This is a genomic window from Sphingomonas silueang (genome assembly GCF_040049155.1).
Lineage (GTDB): Bacteria > Pseudomonadota > Alphaproteobacteria > Sphingomonadales > Sphingomonadaceae > Sphingomonas > Sphingomonas silueang.
The window spans coordinates 202,428-219,800 of the sequence record NZ_JBDZDK010000001.1 but is presented as its reverse complement, the minus strand read 5'-3'; the positions used below and the strand labels follow the sequence as shown (position 1 = coordinate 219,800).

Sequence of the window (17,373 nt, the reverse complement as noted above, 5' to 3'; positions counted from 1 at the left end):
ATCCATACGCCCCGCTTGACAAGCACCGACCCGCGCCGGACGATGTGACATCATCCCATCGCTCGCCCTGTGGAGCCTGTCCCGATGCGTCTACGCCCCCTCCTCCTCGCCTGCACCCTCGCGCTCGCCGCTCCGGCGCTGACCGCCCAGACCGCGCCCGGCCCCGACATCTGGCCACGGAACGGCGACATTCCGGCGAAGTTCGTGCCGCCGACCGACAAGTACAACTACATCAAGCGCGAGGTGATGATCCCGATGCGCGACGGGGTGAAGCTGCACACCGTCATCATGATTCCCAAGGGCGCGGCGAACGCGCCGATCCTGCTGACCCGCACCCCCTACAACGCCTCGGGCCGGGTCGCGCGCAGCGACAGCACCGACTATGTCGCGGCACTTCCGCAGGGCGACGAGGTGTTCACCCGCGCGGGCTATATCCGCGTGTTCCAGGACATTCGCGGGAAGTACGGGTCGGAGGGCGACTATGTCGTCACCCGCCCGGTGCGCGGCCCCCTCAACCCGACCAGCACCGATCACGTCACCGATGCATACGACACGATCGACTGGCTGGTGAACAAGGCGAACCTGCCCGAAAGCAACGGCCGCGTCGGCATGCTGGGATCGTCGTACGAGGGGTTCACCGTCGTCATGGCGCTGCTGAACCCGCACCCGGCGCTGAAGGTCGCCGCACCCGAAAGCCCGATGATCGACGGCTGGATGGGCGACGACTGGTTCCACTATGGCGCGTTCCGCCTCGCGAACATCGGCTGGATCGGCAGCCAGACGGGGTACAAGGGGCCGGGCGCCGCGCCGCCGTCGACCACCTATGACGATTACGACCAGTTCCGGAACATCGGCTCGGCCAACGACTGGGCCAAGGCGTCGGGCTATGCGCAACTGCCCTTCTGGCAGCGCTTCGTCGCGCACCCCGCCTATGACGCCTATTGGCAGGGGCAGGCGCTCGACAAGCTGATCGCCGCCAATCCCTCCAACGTGCCCACCATGTGGGAACAGGGGCTGTGGGACCAGGAGGACATGTACGGCGCGATCACCGCATGGGAGGCGCTGAAGGCCAAGGGCAAGGGCGGCAACAACTTCCTCGTCATGGGGCCGTGGCGGCACAGCGGGGCGAACTATGACGGGTCGTCGCTGGGCGACCTGAAGTTCAACGGCGACACCGCGCTGCAATGGCGGCAGAATTATCTCTTCCCCTTCTTCGACCAGTACCTACGCGATGGTCGCCCGGCGTTCACCCCGCCGCAGGCGCTGATCTACAACACCGGCGAGAACCATTGGGACGAGCTGCCGCAATGGCCGCTGGCGTGCGAGACGGGCTGTGCCGCGCCGCTGAAGCCCATCTATCTGGGGGCGGACGGCGGCCTCGGCTTCACCGCGGCGCAGGCCGGGGGCGACAGCTATGTCTCCGATCCGGCCAAGCCGGTGCCGCATCTGTCGCGCCCGGTCAATTTCGACGACGGCCGGTGGCGGGCATGGCTGGTCAGCGACCAGCGCCATGTCGACGGGCGGACCGACGTGATGACCTATCAGACGCCGGTGCTGACGGAAGCCGTCCGGGTATCGGGCGCGCCGATCGCCGACCTGTTTGCGAAGACCACCGGCACCGACGGCGACTTCGTGGTGAAGGTGATCGACGTCTACCCCGATGTGGTGCCCGGCGAACCGGCCAAGGGCGGCTACCAGCTGCCCATCGCGCTCGACATCTTCCGCGGGCGTTACCGCGACAGCTTCTCCAAGCCCTCGCCGATCCCGGCGAACAGGACGCAGCGCTATCGCTTCCGCCTGCCGACGGTGAACCATGTGTTCCAGCCGGGCCACCGCATCATGGTGCAGGTGCAGTCGTCGCTGTTCCCGCTCTACGACCGCAACCCGCAGACCTATGTCCCCAACATCTTCACCGCACCCAAGGACGCCTACAAGAAGGCGACGGTGACGATCGAACGCGGCGGCAATACGCCGAGCGCCGTATGGCTGCCGGTGGTGGCGGCGAAGTAGCGGCGCCCGCTGCCACGCAGCCGTTCGTGTCGGGCATCGTCGAGACACCGGGCGCAACGCCCGTGGCACGTCCCTCGACTGCGCTCGGGACGAACGGATCAGCCGGGGGCGTGCCGCCGTGGCCGATGCGCCACGGCGGCACGCGCCTTACGCCTGTCCGAACACCCGCGCGAAGATCGTGTCGACATGCTTGTAGTGATAGCCGAGGTCGAAGCGCGCCTCGATCTCCCCGGCACTCAGCGCCGCCGACACGTCGGGATCGGCCTTGAGCAGTTCGAGCAGCGACAGTTCGCCGTCCGATTCCCACACCTTCATCGCGTTGCGCTGGACCCAGCGGTACGAATCCTCGCGGCTCACCCCGGCCTGGGTGAGCGCCAGCAGCACCCGCTGCGAATGGACGAGCCCGCCCATCTTGTTGAGGTTCTTCTCCATCCGCGCCGGATAGACGACCAGCTTGTCGACCACCCCGGTCAGCCGGGCGAGCGCGAAGTCGAGGGTGATCGTGGCGTCCGGCCCGATGTAGCGCTCGACCGACGAGTGCGAGATGTCGCGCTCATGCCATAGCGCGACATTCTCCAGCGCCGGGGTCACGTAACCGCGCACCATGCGGGCAAGGCCGGTCAGGTTCTCGGTCAGCACCGGGTTGCGCTTGTGCGGCATCGCCGACGACCCCTTCTGCCCCGGCGAGAAATATTCCTCCGCCTCCAGTACCTCGGTGCGCTGCAGGTGGCGGATCTCGGTCGCCAGCCGCTCGATCGATCCGGCGATCACGCCCAGCGTCGCGAAATACATCGCATGGCGATCGCGCGGGATGACCTGGGTCGATACCGGCTCGACGGTCAGGCCCATCTTCTGCGCGACATGTTCCTCGACGCGCGGATCGATGTTGGCGAAGGTGCCGACCGCGCCCGAGATCGCACAGGTCGCCACTTCCGCGCGCGCTTTCTTCAGGCGCGTGCGGCACCGGTCGAACTCGGCATAGGCCTGCGCCAGCTTCAGCCCGAAGGTGACGGGTTCGGCATGGATGCCGTGGCTGCGCCCGATCGTGGGGGTCAGCCTGTGCTCGCGCGCGCGGCGCTCGATCACGTCGAGCAGCTTGTCGAGATCGGCGAGCAATATGTCCGACGCCCGCGCCAGCTGCACCGCCAGACAGGTGTCGAGCACGTCGGAGCTGGTCATCCCCTGGTGCAGGAAGCGCGCCTCCGGCCCGGTACGCTCCGAGACATGCGTCAGAAAGGCGATGACGTCGTGCTTCGTCTCCGCCTCGATCGCGTCGATCCGCTCGACATCGAAATCGGCGTCGTTCATCGCCCAGATCTTGTCGGCGGCCTCCTTCGGCACCACGCCCAGTTCGGCGAGCGCGTCGGTGGCGTGCGCCTCGATCTCGAACCAGATGCGGAACCGCGCCTGCGGTTGCCACAGGGCGGTCATTTCGGGGCGGGAGTAGCGCGGGATCATCGATGGGCCTTTCCGAAGCGTCGAACGGTTGGCCGCGCCCTAGCAACAAGTCGCGGGTGAATCGAGCCTGTCGTGCGACAGAATTGTGACGAAAGGGGGTTTCACCGAAACCGAAACGAACTAGATCGGTTGGGTCATCGCAAAGACGTTCCACAGCATTTCGGAACGGTGCGTTGAAGATGCGAACCAATCCGCAAGGAGTAATTCGATGATGAAGACCGCTTTTCTCGCTGGCGCCATGCTGATGTCGGGTACTGCATTTGCGCAGCAGACCGCCCCTGCGCAGACGACTGCCCCGACGGCACAGACTGCACCGCAGGGTGCGCCGACGACTGCGGCCGATCCGGCGACGACTGCGCAGCCCGACCCTGCGACGCAGACCGCACAGACCACCGCCGAGGCGGGTCAGCCCGCGAGCGGCGACCAGATCGCGCAGATCGTCGAGGCGGAGTTTCCCAAGTACGACAAGGACGGCAAGGGCCAGCTGACCGAGGCGCAGTTCGGCGAATGGATGGTCGCGCTGCGTTCGGCGAGCGAACCGGGTGCCTCCGCCGACAAGCCCGAGGTGAAGGCATGGGTCAAGCAGGCGTTCGCCCAGGCCGACAAGGACAAGTCGAAGGCGGTGTCCAAGGCCGAGTTGACCAGCTTCCTCAGCCAGAGCGCCTGATCACTTCGCAAGTCCCCGTTGATGTCGAACCTGCCGCCGGGAGCGATCCCGGCGGTTTCTTTGTGGGCTTCCAGCCCCCGCCCGTTCGTGTCGAGCGCAGTCGAGACACCGTGCGTACCGCCCACGGCACGTCCCTCGACTTCGCTCGGGACGAACGGGTGGCCGTTGCTACAACACCCGCGCGGGATTCCCCACCACGGTCGCCCCCGCCGGCACGTCGCGCGTCACCACCGCGCCCGCGCCGATCAGCGCATCGTCGCCGATCGTGACGCCGGGCAGCAGGATCGCGCCGCCGCCGATCCACACGTTCGCGCCGATCGTCACCGGCCGCCCGAACTCCACCATCCGCGCGCGCACCGCCGGATCGCGCGGATGGTCGGCGGCGAGGATCTGCACGCCCGGCCCGATCTGCGTCTTCGCCCCGATCGTCACCGCGCACACGTCGAGGATCACGCAGCCGAAGTTGATGAACACCGCGTCGCCGAGCGTGATATTGTAGCCATAGTCGATATGGAACGGCGGGCGGACGTTGACCCCCTGCCCGACCGACGCCAGCCCCTCGCGCAGCAGCGCCAGCCGGTCCGCCGGAGCCCATGCCAGCGTCGCATTGTACCGGTCCATCCACGCGCCCGCGCGACCGATGTCGCCGACCAGCTCGGGGTCGCTCGCGTCGTACAGTCCGCCCGCGATCATCTTCTGCTTTTCGGTCGTCAAATCATGCCCTTCGCGCGCAGGCTGGTATGGCCCTTCGCACCGATGATGAGGTGGTCGTGCACCGTGATCCCGAGCGGCTTGCCCGCCGCGGCGATGGTGCGGGTCAGGTCGATGTCGGCACGGCTGGGGCTGTGGTCGCCGCTCGGATGGTTGTGCACGAGGATCAGCGCCGCCGACCCCAGATCGAGCGCGCGGCGGATCACCTCGCGGGTATAGATCGGCGCCTCGTCGATCGTGCCCTCCGCCACCAGTTCGTCGCGGATCAGCAGGTTGCGCGAATTGAGGTGCAGCACCCGGATGCGCTCGATCGCCAGATGCGCCATGTCGGCATGGAGATAGTCGAGCAGCGCCTGCCAGTTCGACAGCACCGGACGCGCGATCACCTGCGCCTGGAGCATCCGCGTCGCCGCCGCCTGCACGATGCGGATCGCCGCGACCGATGCCTCGCCCATGCCCGCCACCTTGGCCAGCGCGGGCGGTTCGGCGGCGAGCAGCCCGCCGATCCCGCCGAATTCGTGCAGCAGCATCTTGGCCAACGGCTTGGTGTCGCGCCGGGGAATCGCCAGCGCCAGCAGATATTCGATCAGCTCATGGTCGAGCAGCCCGTCGCCGCCATGGTCCAGCAACCGCCCGCGCAATCGGGCGCGATGGCCGGTGCCGTCGGTTTCGGGCGCGTTCATGTGGCAAGGGGTAGCGGATTGCCGTCCTTTAGGCGAGCGGACAAGTTTTCGTTGCGATAGCGGAACCGCCCGGGGTCTGCCGCGCTTGACCCGGGCAGGCGCAGCGGCGACGAACGGGGCAAGGCAGTGGAGTGCGTGGTCTGAGCGCTGGCGACCCGGAGACGAGCGACACCGCAGCGCGCCCCCCGCGCCGCATCCGCCGCCGGTTCGCGCGGGTGCTGCTGGTCGTCTGCCTGATCGTCCTCGCGCTCGCCGCGCTGCTGTGGACGCAGCGCAAGCCGATCGCGGACCAGGTGGTCCGCCGCGAACTCGAACGGCGCGGGGTCGCCGCGCGCTACCGCGTTGCGGAGATCGGCTTCGGGCGGCAACGGCTGGTCGATGTCGTGCTCGGCGATCCGAAGGCCCCCGACCTGATCGCCGACTGGATCGAGGTCGACACCCGGGTCGGCCTGTCCGGCGCGTCCGTCACCGGCGCGCGTGTCGGCCACGCCCGGCTGCGCGCGACGCTGCGCGGCGACGGCACGGTTTCGTTCGGGCAGATCGACCGGCTGCTGCCCCCGCCCTCGGGCAAGCCGTTCGCACTGCCCGATTTCGACGTTGCGGTGAACGACGGGCGCATCCGCCTCACCACGCCGTACGGTGTGGTCGGCGCGAAGGTCACGGGCAAGGGGCGGCTCAGCGACGGCTTCACCGGGCGGCTGGCGGCGGTGTCGGAGCGACTCGCGCTGAACGGCTGCCGTATCGACCGGCTGGCGACGCTGCTCGCGGTGCGGATCGCCGCCGGTCGCCCGCAAGTGACCGGCCCGGTCCGCGCGGCGGCGGTCGGCTGCGGCGACGTGGCGGTCGCCGCACCGGTGCTCGATCTCGACCTGCTGCTGTCGGAGGCGTTCGATCGCTGGCGCGGGCGGGCGGGAGTCGCCACCGGCGCAATCTCGGCACCAAAGACCCGTGTCGCCTCGCTCGCCGGGACGATCGGCTTCGACGGCAGCGCGAAGGGCACGCGCGGTACGATCGACCTGCGCTCCGGCGCCTTTGCGGTCCCCGACCTGACCGGCGCGCGGCTCGCCGTCGCCGGACGCTATGCGCTGGGCGGCGTGCCCGCGTTCGAGGGGCGGGTATCCGCCGCCGGCGCCGCGCTGCCGGGTGCGACCCGCGCCGCCATCGCCCGCGCCGCCGACGGCGCTGGCGGATCGCCGCTCGCCCCGCTCGCGCGTGCCGCCACGCTTGCCGCCGTCCGCGCGGCGGGCCGGTTCGACGTGACCGCCGATCTCGCCGCCCGCCCGCTCGCCGCCGAGGTCGAACGCCTCGCCTTCACCAGCGCCAGCGGGGTACGGGCGAGCCTGCGCGACGGCCCGGTACGCTGGGTGTCGGGCAAGGGGGTCACGCTGAACGGCACGCTGGCGCTCGTCGGCGGCGGCCTGCCCGCCGCGCGGGTCACGCTGGCGCATGCCGGACCGGGCGCACCCCTCACCGGCACCGCGATCGTGCAGCCCTATGCGGCGGGCGAAGCCCGGCTGGCGCTGACCCCCGTCACCTTCCGCACCGGCGGCGGCGGCACCACCCGGATCGAGACGCGCGCGACCCTGTCCGGCCCGTTCAGCGGCGGGCGGGTCGACGGCCTGACGCTGCCGGTCGACGCGCGCTGGGACGGTGCGGGGCGGCTGGTCGTGAACACCGGCTGCGTGCCCGTCACGTTCGACCGGCTGCGCGTGTCGGCGCTGACGCTGGACCCGACGCGGCTGCGGCTGTGCGCGAGCGACGGCGGCATGTTCGCCCTTGCGAACGGGCGGATCGGCGGCGGCATCGCGAGCGGACCGCTCGCCTTGCGCGGCACGCTCGGCGGCTCCCCCGTCACCCTCGCCGCCGCATCGGCGCGCTTCGGCCTCGCCGATCTCGGCTTCTCGCTGGGCACGGTGCGCACCCGGCTGGGCAGTCCCGACCGGGTGAGCGTCCTCGATGTCGCGACGCTCACCGGGCGGGTCGCGAACGGTGCCGTCGCAGGCCGCTTCGCCGGGGGCGAGGGGCAGATCGGCAACGTGCCCTTGCTGATTCGCGAGGCGGCGGGCGACTGGCGGCTGGCGGGCGGCGTGCTGACGCTGAACGGCGCGGTCGGCGTGCGCGATGCCGATGCCGCGCCGCGGTTCGAGCCGCTCGGCAGCGACGACTTCACGCTGACGCTGGCGGGCAATGCGATCCGCGCCGGGGGCACGCTGAAGCATCCGGCCAAGGGGGTGAAGGTCACCGACGTGACGATCGTCCACGACCTCGCGACCGGACGCGGCAATGCGGTGCTGGACGTACCCGGCATCGCCTTCGACGAGAAGTTCCAGCCGAACGAGCTGACCCGGCTGACCTTCGGCGTCATCGCCGATGTGAAGGGCAGCATCGCGGGTCGCGGCGACATCGCGTGGAGCCCGGCGGGTGTCACCAGCACCGGCACCTTCCGCACCGCAGGCACCGATCTCGCCGCCGCCTTCGGCCCCGTCACCGGCCTGTCGGGCGAGATCCGCTTCACCGACCTCTTGGGCCTCGTCAGCGCGCCCGGTCAGGTCGCGACCATCGCCGAGGTCAATCCCGGCATCGCCGTCACCGACGGCGTCGTCCGCTATCGCCTGATCGAGGGGCAGCGGGTGCAGATCGCGGGCGGACGCTGGCCGATGGGCGGCGGCGAGATGGTGCTGGAACCCACCATCCTCGACTTCGCCGAGGACCGGGAGCGGCGGCTGACCTTCCGCGTGACCGGCGTCGATGCCGGGCTGTTCCTGCAACAGTTCCAGTTCGACAACATCAATGCCTCGGGCGTGTTCGACGGGGTGCTGCCGATGATCTTCGATGCGAACGGCGGGCGGATCGAGGGCGGGCGGCTGCAATCGCGCGGGCCGGGCAACCTGTCCTATGTCGGCGAAGTGACCCGGAAGGATGTCGGCTTCTGGGGCAATCTCGCGTTCCAGGCGCTGAAATCGATGAACTATCGCGGTCTCACCGTCGAGATGGACGGGCCGATCGCGGGCGAGATGGTGACGGCGATCCGCTTCTCGGGCGTCAGCCAGGGCGAGGGCACCTACAGCAACTTCCTGATCCGCCGCCTCGCGCGACTGCCGTTCGTGTTCAACGTGCGGATCAAGGCGCCCTTCCGCCAGCTGATCGATTCGGTGCAGAATTATTACGACCCCAAGCGGCTGATCGAACGCAACTTGCCCGCACTCCAGGCCGAACAGCGCCGCCGCGAGGCGGGCTTGCCGCCTGCCGCGCTCGACACCACCATTCAGCCATCCGAAAGCGAGACTGTGCCATGAGCGAGACGGTGAGGACGATGCGATCTGTGGCAATCGGTGCCGCGCTGCTGGCGGCGGGGGGATGCGTCAACGTGTCCGCCCCCGACAAGCCGATCGTCATCAATCTCAACATCAACATCACGCAGGAAGTGGTGTATCGTCTGGACGGCGAAGCGAAATCGCTGATCCAGAGCCAGCCGGGGATTTTCTGACCATGCATGTTTTCGTGAAGTACGGCCTTGCCGCAGCGGCGCTGGTGGCGATCGGCGGCATTGCGGGCACCGCATGGGCGCAGCGCGACCCTGCGTACCAGGCGGCGCGCGCCGCGGGGCAGGTGGGCGAGCAGCCCGACGGCTATCTGGGCGTCGTAGGCAACGCCTCGGCGGACATCCGCGCGCTGGTCGCCAACATCAACATCCAGCGCAAGGCCGCCTATACCCGCGGCGCACAGTCGGGCGCGACCGTCGAGCAGTTCGCCTTCGTCTCGGGCTGCAACCTGATCCAGCAGACCAAGCCGGGCGAGAAGTACAAGACGCCGGGCGGCGAATGGGCGACGCGCGGGAACGGCCCACCGGAGCGCGATCCGCGCTGCGTGTGACGGGCGGGCCTTGGCCTACCCGTTCGTGTCGCGCGCAGTCGAGACACCCGGCGCAACGCCTGCGGCACGTCCCCCGACTTCGCTCGGCACGAACGGTGTAGGCCGAAGGTCGCGCCCTATCCGTGCCGCCGCCCGAAATCCTCGCGCGCGTCGTCCTGTCCCTGTTCCACGATCGAGCGGCGGATCGCGCGGGTGCGGCTGAACAGCTCGAATAGTTCGTCGCCCTTGTCCCAGCGGATCGCGCGTTGCAGCGCCGACAGATCCTCCGAGAAGCGCTGGAGCATCGCCAGCACCGCATCCTTGTTGGCGAGGAACACGTCGCGCCACATCGTCGGGTCGGACGCGGCGATGCGGGTGAAATCGCGGAAGCCCCCCGCGGAATATTTGATGACCTCGCTCTGCGTCACCGCCTCCAGATCGCTGGCGGTGCCGACGATGGTATAGGCGATCAGGTGCGGCAGGTGGCTGGTGATCGCCAGCACCAGGTCATGGTGCCCCGCCTCCATCACCTCGATCTCCGCGCCGATCCGCCGCCAGAATTCGGCGACCCGCTCGACGGCCAGCGGATCGGCGTCGGCGGCGGGGGTCAGGATGCACCAGCGGCCCTTGAACAGCGTGGCGAACCCCGCCTCCGGCCCGCTGCGCTCGGTGCCCGCCACCGGATGCGCGGGGACGATCGCGACGCCCGGCAGCGCCTGCGCCAGCGCGGCGGCGATGCCCGCCTTGCTCGACCCCACGTCGCTGACGACGACGCCCGGCGGCAGGTCCGCTGCGATCTCGGCGGCGACCGCGCCGATCGCGCCGACCGGCACGCACAGGATCACGAGATCGGCATCGATCACCGCCGCGCCCGCCGTATCGGTCACGTCGTCGACGATGCCGAGTGCGCGCACCGCCTCGCGCGCCGCCGGGTCAGCGTCATGCCCGGTCAGCCGGACGCCGGGCATGTCGGCGCGCACCGCACGGGCGATCGACGATCCGATCAGCCCCAGCCCGATGATCGTGACGCGCGCGAAGGGAAGCATCAGCCGCCCACGATCTCGCGCAGCGCGGCGGCGACCCCGCGCACCTCTGCCTCGGTCCCGATCGAGATGCGCAGGCCGTTGGCCAGCCCCTGCCCCGGCAGCCAGCGGACGATGAAGCCCCGCTCCATCAGCGCCTGATAGGCGTCGCCTGCCGATACCGGCCCCTCGAACAGCACCAGCACGAAATTGGCCCTCGACGGCACCGCGCGCAGTCCCGCATTGCCGAGCGCGGCGATCTCGCCCTCGAACCACGTCCGCCACTGAAGATTGTGGGCGCGGCTGGCCGCGACGAAGCCCGTGTCGCGGATCGCGGCGATCGCCGCCTGCTGTCCCGCGGTAGTGACGTTGAACGGCGCGCGGATGCGGTGCATCGCATCGATCGCCTCCGCCGGGCCATAGCCCCAGCCGATCCGCTCGGCGGCAAGGCCGTGGATCTTGGAGAAGGTCCGCGTCACCAGCACGTTGGGCTGGCTCCGGGCGAGGTCGAGACCATGGTCGTCGTCCGCCGCGTCGAGATATTCGGCATAGGCCTGATCGAGCACCAGCAGGATGTCGCCGCGCAGCCCCGCGTGCAATCGCGCGATCTCCTCGCGCGGGGCGAAGGTGCCGGTCGGATTGTTCGGATTGGCGACGAACACCACCCGCGTGCGATCGGTGACGCAGGCGAGGATCGCATTGACATCGGTCGCATGATCCCGGTCGGGTGCCACCACCGGCGTCGCCCCCACCCGCCGCGCCGCGATCTCATAGACCGAAAAGCCGTAGCGCACGAAGATCACCTCGTCGCCCGGCCCGGCATAGGCCCCGGCGGCAAGATGCAGCACCTCGTCCGACCCGGTGCCATAGATCACCCGCGCCGGATCGAGGCCGTGCGCATCGGCGATCGCCTGCCGCAGGTCGACGGCGGCGGCGTCCGGGTACCGCTCGAGGCTGCGATCGGCGGTCGCGAAGGCGGCGCGGGCATGGGGCGAGGTGCCCAGCGGATTCTCGTTCGACGACAGCTTGGCCACCTGCCGCCCGTCGTCGGTCTTCGACCGGCCGGGGACATAGGGGGCGATGCCGAGGATCCACGGCTTGGGAACGGGTGCGCTCATGGCGCCGCCACCTGCGCCAATCGTCCGGCGAACGCAAGGCTTGCCCCCGCTTGGCTATGGCGCATCAACCATCGCCTGCTATGGGGAAACTTCGTGCATGGGGGCGGCACAGGGGCGACGATGCGGGCGGGCGACGGGTTCTGGCGGGCGATGCAGGGGGCACGGCGTGCCAACCTGCTCGACGACGGCGCGCATCCCCCGGTGCCCGGCAGCCGCGCGGCCACGCGCCGCACGCTGCTGAAAGGGCTGGCGGCGACCGGACTGGCCGGGGCGGCGGGGCCGCTGCCCGCGCTGCCGCAGGCGGCCGGGCGGGTCGCGATCATCGGCGGCGGCCTTGCCGGGCTGAGCGCGCTGCACCACCTGCGCCGCGCCGGGATCGATGCGCGGCTGTACGAGGCGGGCGGACGGCTCGGCGGGCGGGTGCATACGATCCGGCGCGAGGACGGCACCGCGTTCGAGCGCGGCGGGCAGCTGGTCAACACCGACCATGCCGACATGCACGCGCTCGCCCGCCGCTTCGGCATCGCGCTGGTCGATCGCAAGGCCGCGCCGCATCGCACCGTGGTGGTCAGCGACGGCGCGGCGCTCGCCGATGCGCGGCTGGCGGCGGCGCTGCGCCCGATCGCCCGGCGGATCGACCTCGATGCGCAGCGGCTGGCGGCGGATTTCACCGCCACCGCCCGCGCGCTCGACCGGCTGTCGATGGCGGCGTATCTCGATGCCCATGCCGCGCTGATCCCCGCCCCATGGGTCCGTCACCTGCTCGAACAGACCGCGCGCACCGAATATGGCGTCGAGCCCGCGCAGGTCTCGGCGATCGGCCTGCTGTTCAACCTGCCGGTGGTGGACGGCGAGCGGGTCGAGGTGCTCGGCGGCAGCGACGAACGCTATGTCCTTTCGGGCGGCAGCGCGACGCTGATCGATGCGCTTGCCGCCGCCCATGCCGACCGGATCGTGACAGGCCGCGAGGCGATCCGGATCGAGGCCGACCGGCGCGGCGCGGGGGTGGTGTTCCGCGACCTGTCGCGCGTCGCGTGCGACCATGTGGTGCTGGCGGTCCCGGCGCGCATCGCCCGGCGGATCGAGATCACCGCTCCGCTGCCCCGGCGCTGGCGGCGGTTCCTCGACGTCATGGAGCTGGGCCGCAACGAGAAGCTGCAATGGGCGATGGCGGCGACGCCGTGGCGCGGCGCGATCGGTGAAGGCGGCGAGCTGTGGTCCGCCGATCGCCACGCACCTGCTGCGCAGGGGTGGGACGCGACGGTGCGCGGCGGGGCGGAGCGGCCGGTGTGGAACTGGTTCTTCGGCGGCGCGCAGGCCGGGCAGTTCGCGTCCGACCGCTGGCTGCCCGCCCCGCCGACGCTCGACGCGCTGTTCGCCCCCGCGCTGCCGCCGCTCAGTACGGCGCGGGCGCAGGATTTCGGCTTCGACCGCAGCGACTGGGGCGGCGATCCGCTGATCGGCGGGGCCTATGTAAACTATCCGCCGGGGATGCTGACCGACTTCGCCTCGCTGCTGTGGCTGGAAGAGGCGGACGGCCGCGCGACGCAGGTGGCGCGCGCGGGCCGGATCGTGTTCGCGGGCGAGCATCTGTCCGATGCCTATCCCGGATATATGAACGGCGCGGCGCAGACCGGGCGGCTGGCGGCGGCATCGCTGCTCGGGCGGCGGATCGCGCCCGACGCGGCTTGAACCGGGTGCCCGTGGGGTCTAGCGGGGCGGCCATGGATTCCCGTTTCGGTCCCGACCGGCGCGTCACTTTGTCCAGCCCGCTCGCGCTCGACGGCGGGGCGGTGCTGGACCGGATCGACATCGCCTATGAAACCTATGGCACGCTCAATGCGGCGCGCGACAATGCGGTGCTGATCTGCCACGCGCTGACCGGCGACCAGCATGTCGCATCCGCGCATCCGCGCACCGGCAAGCCCGGCTGGTGGTCGCGCATGGTGGGGCCGGGCAAGCCGATCGACCTGAACAGGCAATTCGTGATCTGCTCGAACGTGCTGGGCAGTTGCATGGGATCGAGCGGCCCGGCGAGCATCGATCCGGCGACCGGCACCCCCTATGCCATGCGCTTCCCGGTGCTGACGATCCGCGACATGGTGCGGGCGCAAGGCATGCTGCTCGACCATCTCGCCATCCCCCGGCTGCGTGCGGTGGTCGGCGGATCGATGGGCGGCATGCAGGCGCTGTCATGGGCCGCGACCCTGCCCGACCGGGTGGAAGCAGTGGTGGTGATCGCCTCCACCGCGCGGCATTCGGCGCAGAACATCGCGTTCCACGAAGTGGGGCGACAGGCGATCATGGCCGATCCCAACTGGCGCGGCGGCGACTATTACGCCGACGGCGCGCCGCCCTCGGCCGGACTGTCGGTCGCGCGGATGGCGGCGCACATCACCTATCTCTCCGAAGCGGGCCTGACCGCCAAGTTCGGGCGCAAGCTCCAGGCGCGGCCCGACGGGCAGGCAGGCACCAAGACCTTCGGCTTCGACGCGGATTTTCAGGTGGAGAGCTACCTGCGGCATCAGGGCCTCGCCTTCACCGACCGGTTCGACGCCAATTCCTATCTCTACATCACCCGTGCGCTCGACTATTTCGATCTGGCGGAGGAACATGGCGGGGTGCTGGCCAACGCCTTCCGCGCGACGAAGGCGCGGTTCTGCATCGTCAGCTACGATACCGACTGGCTCTATCCCACCAGCGAATCGCGCAACATCGTGCACGCGCTCAACGCAGCCGGGGCACCGGCCAGCTTCGTCGAGCTGTCCTCGCCGTTCGGCCATGATGCGTTCCTGCTCGAATCCCCCGATCTCGACCGGGTGATGGCGGGCTTTCTGGGGACGGGGGCATGACGATCGCGCTGTCCGACGATCGCGACCGGCTCGACATCGATCGTATCCATGCATGGCTCGCCGCCAGCTACTGGTCGCCGGGCATCGCACGCGATCTGGTGGCGCGCGCCATCGCCGGGTCGCAGCCGATCGGTGCGTACCGCGACGGGGTGCAGGTGGGGTTCGCGCGGGCGATCACCGACCGGGCGACCTTCGCGTGGATCGCCGACGTGTTCGTCGACGACGCTGCGCGCGGACAGGGGATCGGGCGGGCGATGGTGCGGTGGCTGGTCGATCATCCCGACCTCGCGGGCATCCGCCGCATCGGCCTCGTCACCGCCGATGCCCATGGGGTCTATGCACCGCTCGGCTTTCATCCGTTGCTGCGGCCCGAGCGCTATATGGAACGGCTGTCGGCGGAAGCGGCGGCGATGCTGAAGGCGATGCCATGACGACGATTGCGGCGCTGCGCCCCGACCTCGCGATCATCGCCGCGCATGTCGCGCCGGGTGCCCGCGTGCTCGACGTCGGCTGCGGCGACGGGCAGTTGATGGCCGCACTGCGCGACGAACGCGGCGTCGATGCGCGGGGGCTGGAGATCGACCCGCGCAACGTCGCCGACGCGATGGCGCGCGGGCTGTCGGTGATGCAGGGCGATGCCGACCGCGACCTTGCCGACTATCCCGACGCCAGCTTCGATTACGCGATCCTCAGCCAGACGCTGCAGACCGCGATGCGCCCGCATGTCGTGCTCGACCATCTGCTGCGGATCGGCGCGCAGGCGTTCGTGTCCTTCCCCAATTTCGCGCACTGGCGGGTGCGCGCGTCGCTGCTCTGGGGCGGGCGGATGCCGGTGACGAAGCTGCTGCCGATGGAATGGTATGAGACGCCGAACATCCACCATGTGACGATCGACGATTTCCGCGCCTTCGTCGCCAAGCGCGGGATCACGGTGGTCGACGCCTGGTTCCTGTCGGGCGGCAAGCGGACCACCGCGGCGGCGGCGAACTTCCGCGCCGAACATGCGGTGTTCCTGCTGAAGCGATAGGGTCTGATGGCCGGTACCGCTTCCACGCAAATGGATCGAACTCCAGCCGTTAACCAACCCTAAGGCATTGATGCGGATAGTGCTTGCCCACCGGGGTAAGTCGGGAATCGGTTCGATGCGTACACGTCTGACTCTGCTGTTCCTGGGTGGCGTCGCGCTGCTCGGCGGGTGTTCCAGGAAGCTGCCCGAGGTAGCCGCCGTGCCCCAGCCCGGCCCGCCGCCGGTGGTGGCACGCCCCATGCCCAAGCCGCCGCAGGGGGCCGCCGCCAACCTGACCATTCCCGCCGCGATGCCGGACGGCGGCTATGCGACCCCCAATCGCGCGCTGTCGACCGATGCGACGCTGTGGCACCTGCGCTCGGCGCTGAACGTCGCCGCGCTGCAATGCGATGTCGCCGATCCGAACGGGGTCGCGCAGTACAACCGCCTCATCAAGGTCCATGCCGCCCGCCTCGCCGCCGCGCACCACGCGCTGGAGGCGGAATACCGCCGCGGCGGCGGCGACTGGCAGGACCGGTTCGACGATGCGATGACGCGGGTCTACAACTATTTCGCCCAGCCGCCGGTGCGCGCGCAGTTCTGCGCGACCGCGATGCCGATGCTGGCGCAGGTGGCGGACCTGCCGCCGGGCGGCCTCGACGGCTTCGCCAATGCCGGGCTCGCCTCGCTCGACCAGCCGTTCGTCGATTTCTATCGCGCCTATGACGCCTATCGCACCGATCTGGCGGCGTGGCAGGCGGGCCAGCCGCCGAAGCTGGCGGTCGATCCGCAGATCCTGATCGCGTCGAGCGACGTGACCGGCGGCAGCTACCGCGTGGCGGCGCGGTAGGGGCCATGCCCCCCGTTCGTCCCGAGCGAAGTCGGGGGACGTACCGCGAGCGCTGCACACGGTGTCTCGACTGTGCTCGACACGAACGGTGGAGATCCCGGCCTGCCCGACGCTTCAGTCATCCTCGTCCTCGAACCCCACGAGGTCGAGCGCGCGCGCCTTGATCTGGCGGGTCATGCACCAATGGACCAGCGCGTCCTCGCGGCCATGCGTCACCCACACCTCCTTGGGCGCGATCTCCAGCAGCGTGGTGGTCAGTTCGTCCCAGTCGGCATGGTCGGACAGGATCAGCGGCAGCTCGACGCCGCGCTGTCGCGCACGCTGGCGCACCCGCATCCAGCCGCTGGCCATCGCGGTGATCGGATCGGGCAGCCGCCGTGACCAGCGATCGCCCAGCGCCGAGGGCGGGGCCATCACGATCCGCCCCTGCATCTCCGCCTTGCCCGCCCCCGCGACGGGCCGCAGATCGCCCAGCTCGACGCCCCATTCGCGGTACAGGTCGCACAGCCGCTGCAACGCGCCGTGGAGATAGATCGGCGCGTCATGCCCCAGCGCGCGCACCTCGGCGATCACCCGCTGCGCCTTGCCCAGCGCATAGGCGCCGACCAGCACGCAGCGCTCCGGCTCGGTCGCCAGCGCGTGGAGCAGCTTGGCCATCTCGCCCGGCGTATCGGGATGGCGGAACACCGGCAGGCCGAAGGTCGCCTCGGTCACGAACACGTCGCAGGGCACCGGCACGAACGGCGCGCAGGTCGGGTCCGCCCGCCGCTTGTAGTCGCCCGACACCACCACCCGCTCGTCCGCATGGTCGAGCACGATCTGCGCCGACCCCAGCACATGGCCCGCGGGCACGAAGCCGACCTCGACCGGCCCCAGCGTCACGCTCTCGCCATAGGCCACGGGCACGCCGTTCTGCGGCCCGTAGCGCGCCGCCATGATCGCCAGCGTCTCGGGGGTAGCCCAGACCTGCCCGTGCCCGCCGCGCGCGTGATCGGCATGGCCATGCGTCACCAGCGCGCGCGCAACCGGTTGCGACGGATCGATCCACGCATCGATCGCGGGCAGGTAGATGCCGCCGGGCTGCGGCGCGATCCAGCGGGCAAGGCTCATGGAAAGGACATGGGAGGTACGCGGCGCGCTGCCA

The 17,373-nt window shown here is 70.1% G+C and carries 16 protein-coding genes; 10 read left to right on the top strand and 6 right to left on the bottom strand.

All coding sequences use genetic code 11. The features are described from left to right. Positions 1 to 84: 84 nt before the first annotated feature. Complete coding sequence (locus tag ABLE43_RS00940) at positions 85 to 2,010, top strand: CocE/NonD family hydrolase (RefSeq protein WP_348976588.1); 1,926 nt, start codon at positions 85 to 87, stop codon at positions 2,008 to 2,010. A 147-nt stretch (positions 2,011 to 2,157) separates the two neighbouring features. Here the strand turns inward: ABLE43_RS00940 and purB are convergent, their stop codons facing one another. Beyond that, the gene (purB, locus tag ABLE43_RS00935; RefSeq protein WP_348976587.1) at positions 2,158 to 3,468 is read right to left on the bottom strand and encodes an adenylosuccinate lyase; all 1,311 of its coding nucleotides are present in this window, start codon (positions 3,466 to 3,468) and stop codon (positions 2,158 to 2,160) included. Positions 3,469 to 3,676: 208 nt separating this feature from the next. Between purB and ABLE43_RS00930 the strand changes: the two genes are divergently transcribed. Beyond that, complete coding sequence (locus ABLE43_RS00930; RefSeq protein WP_348976586.1) at positions 3,677 to 4,135, top strand: EF-hand domain-containing protein; 459 nt, start codon at positions 3,677 to 3,679, stop codon at positions 4,133 to 4,135. Between the two features lie 168 nt (positions 4,136 to 4,303). Here the strand turns inward: ABLE43_RS00930 and ABLE43_RS00925 are convergent, their stop codons facing one another. Together ABLE43_RS00925 and radC are read right to left on the bottom strand one after the other, a co-directional pair. Continuing rightward, a complete protein-coding gene (locus tag ABLE43_RS00925; RefSeq protein ID WP_348976585.1) occupies positions 4,304 to 4,849 on the bottom strand; it encodes a sugar O-acetyltransferase in 546 nt (181 codons plus the stop codon). After that, on the bottom strand, positions 4,846 to 5,529 hold the full coding sequence (gene radC / locus ABLE43_RS00920) for a RadC family protein (RefSeq protein ID WP_348976584.1): 684 nt from the start codon (positions 5,527 to 5,529) through the stop codon (positions 4,846 to 4,848). The genes ABLE43_RS00925 and radC overlap by 4 nt, the downstream gene beginning before the upstream one ends. A gap of 131 nt (positions 5,530 to 5,660) precedes the next feature. Here radC and ABLE43_RS00915 point away from each other — a divergent pair, with 131 nt between their 5' ends. Genes ABLE43_RS00915 through ABLE43_RS00905 form a run of 3 tightly spaced genes read left to right on the top strand, consistent with a single transcriptional unit; the run spans position 5,661 to position 9,402 of the window. After that, complete coding sequence (locus ABLE43_RS00915; protein ID WP_348976583.1) at positions 5,661 to 8,825, top strand: intermembrane phospholipid transport YdbH family protein; 3,165 nt, start codon at positions 5,661 to 5,663, stop codon at positions 8,823 to 8,825. Between the two features lie 17 nt (positions 8,826 to 8,842). Beyond that, on the top strand, positions 8,843 to 9,016 hold the full coding sequence (locus ABLE43_RS00910) for a YnbE family lipoprotein (RefSeq protein WP_348976582.1): 174 nt from the start codon (positions 8,843 to 8,845) through the stop codon (positions 9,014 to 9,016). A 2-nt stretch (positions 9,017 to 9,018) separates the two neighbouring features. Further along, positions 9,019 to 9,402 carry a YdbL family probable chaperone protein gene (locus ABLE43_RS00905; RefSeq protein ID WP_348976581.1) on the top strand — a complete coding sequence of 128 codons (384 nt, stop codon included), beginning with the start codon at positions 9,019 to 9,021 and terminating at the stop codon, positions 9,400 to 9,402. 116 nt (positions 9,403 to 9,518) lie between these two features. On the opposite strand, the gene ABLE43_RS00900 is transcribed toward ABLE43_RS00905, so the two are convergent. Both ABLE43_RS00900 and hisC read right to left on the bottom strand, forming a co-directional pair. Beyond that, entirely contained in the window at positions 9,519 to 10,427 is a 909-nt protein-coding gene (locus ABLE43_RS00900; protein WP_348976580.1) for a prephenate/arogenate dehydrogenase family protein, read from the bottom strand. Continuing rightward, entirely contained in the window at positions 10,427 to 11,521 is a 1,095-nt protein-coding gene (gene hisC, locus ABLE43_RS00895) for a histidinol-phosphate transaminase (RefSeq protein WP_348976579.1), read from the bottom strand. Before hisC ends, ABLE43_RS00900 begins: the two co-directional genes overlap by 1 nt. A gap of 120 nt (positions 11,522 to 11,641) precedes the next feature. Here hisC and ABLE43_RS00890 point away from each other — a divergent pair, with 120 nt between their 5' ends. The 5 genes from ABLE43_RS00890 to ABLE43_RS00870 all read left to right on the top strand — a co-directional run bounded on the left by ABLE43_RS00890 (position 11,642) and on the right by ABLE43_RS00870 (position 16,229). Then, on the top strand, positions 11,642 to 13,213 hold the full coding sequence (locus tag ABLE43_RS00890; RefSeq protein WP_348976578.1) for a flavin monoamine oxidase family protein: 1,572 nt from the start codon (positions 11,642 to 11,644) through the stop codon (positions 13,211 to 13,213). Between the two features lie 32 nt (positions 13,214 to 13,245). Continuing rightward, positions 13,246 to 14,373 carry a homoserine O-acetyltransferase MetX gene (metX, locus tag ABLE43_RS00885; protein ID WP_348976577.1) on the top strand — a complete coding sequence of 376 codons (1,128 nt, stop codon included), beginning with the start codon at positions 13,246 to 13,248 and terminating at the stop codon, positions 14,371 to 14,373. Beyond that, the gene (locus ABLE43_RS00880; RefSeq protein WP_348976576.1) at positions 14,370 to 14,804 is read left to right on the top strand and encodes a GNAT family N-acetyltransferase; all 435 of its coding nucleotides are present in this window, start codon (positions 14,370 to 14,372) and stop codon (positions 14,802 to 14,804) included. Before metX ends, ABLE43_RS00880 begins: the two co-directional genes overlap by 4 nt. Further along, positions 14,801 to 15,400 carry a methionine biosynthesis protein MetW gene (metW, locus tag ABLE43_RS00875; protein WP_348976575.1) on the top strand — a complete coding sequence of 200 codons (600 nt, stop codon included), beginning with the start codon at positions 14,801 to 14,803 and terminating at the stop codon, positions 15,398 to 15,400. The genes ABLE43_RS00880 and metW overlap by 4 nt, the downstream gene beginning before the upstream one ends. Before the next feature lie 115 nt (positions 15,401 to 15,515). Further along, a complete protein-coding gene (locus tag ABLE43_RS00870; protein WP_348976574.1) occupies positions 15,516 to 16,229 on the top strand; it encodes a hypothetical protein in 714 nt (237 codons plus the stop codon). Positions 16,230 to 16,343: 114 nt separating this feature from the next. Here ABLE43_RS00870 and ABLE43_RS00865 read toward each other — a convergent pair whose 3' ends face one another. Continuing rightward, positions 16,344 to 17,339, bottom strand: coding sequence for a ligase-associated DNA damage response exonuclease (locus tag ABLE43_RS00865; RefSeq protein WP_348976802.1), 996 nt, complete (start codon positions 17,337 to 17,339; stop codon positions 16,344 to 16,346). Between the last annotated feature and the right edge of the window lie 34 nt (positions 17,340 to 17,373).